General features: G+C 34.5%; 1 protein-coding gene. It reads right to left on the reverse strand.

What is annotated here, in order from left to right:
- Window positions 1-18 precede the first annotated feature (18 nt).
- A protein-coding gene (locus WFH18_RS17465) for an IS4-like element ISAba33 family transposase (protein WP_336755370.1) occupies window positions 19-1,087 on the reverse strand; the annotation gives its coding sequence in 2 pieces (ribosomal slippage) (window positions 19-569 and window positions 569-1,087; 1,070 coding nt annotated over the 2 pieces). This gene is flagged as partial in the annotation.

Consider the following 1,087-nt stretch of genomic DNA (forward strand, 5'->3'; position numbering starts at 1 on the left):
CTCTGTACACGACAAATTTCATAGGACCCTTGTCCTATCAGGCTTTTTCTTTCTTAAAATTGCTAGCACTTTCTTAAATTCTTCTTTTTTTCCAAAACCAATCAAACGTAGAATAGCCATTTGAACATAGTCCAAACCGTAGCGAAATAAACTTACTGAAAGTCGTCCATGCTTCTTTATTTTTATCGCTTTTTTCCGATCATGTTGCCATTCACCTGTTAAATAGCACCAACAGAAACCGATAGCTAGCACTGCTATCAATTTTTTGACTCGTCTAGGGTCTGTTAAACGAGTATTTTCAAGATTGAATCCACGTCCTTTGAGACAACTAAATAACGTTTCGATTTCCCAGCGTAATGCATAATCACGAATAGCAGAAGCATTAAACATAGGAGAAACAACAAGTAAAAGTTCTCCATCTTCTAATCGTAGCGCACTAATATACAGTTTCACTCGACCAACCCAAATACGTCGTTTACGACATTCAGTTTGACCAACTTGAAGATGACGAAATAAATCACTAATTTTATGATTCTTGGCTAAGTGATTGGTCACAATAAAGTTTTTTTAACACGTATACAGAAGTTAATGTCATTTTCAATTAACCATGTAAACCATTTCTCACCGATAAATTCTCTGTCTGCAAACACATTCACAATACGATCTTTACCAAAAATGGAGATAAAGCGTTGAATCAAAGCAATACGCTCTTTTGTATCTGAATTTCCACGTTTATTGAGCAATGTCCAAACAATAGGTATCGCTATTCCACGATAGACGATGGCTAACATCAAGATATTGATATCTCGTTTTCCCCATTTCCAATTAGTTCTATCCAAAGTTAATTGGACTTTATCAAATGAAAATATATTGAAAATTAACTGAGAAATTTGACGATAATCGAAATACTGACCTGCAAAGAAGCGTTGTATACGTCGATAAAATGATTGTGGTAAGCACTTGATGGGTAAGGCTTTAGATGCAGAAGAAAGATTACATGTCTGTTTTACAATTAATGCAAGCATAATCAGTGTAAAACATTTTGCATGTGACTTGTTCCACTTTAGATATTTGTTTAAGATGAGAT

It is taken from the genome of Acinetobacter sp. USHLN143 (assembly GCF_037145695.1).
Lineage (GTDB): Bacteria > Pseudomonadota > Gammaproteobacteria > Pseudomonadales > Moraxellaceae > Acinetobacter > Acinetobacter fasciculus.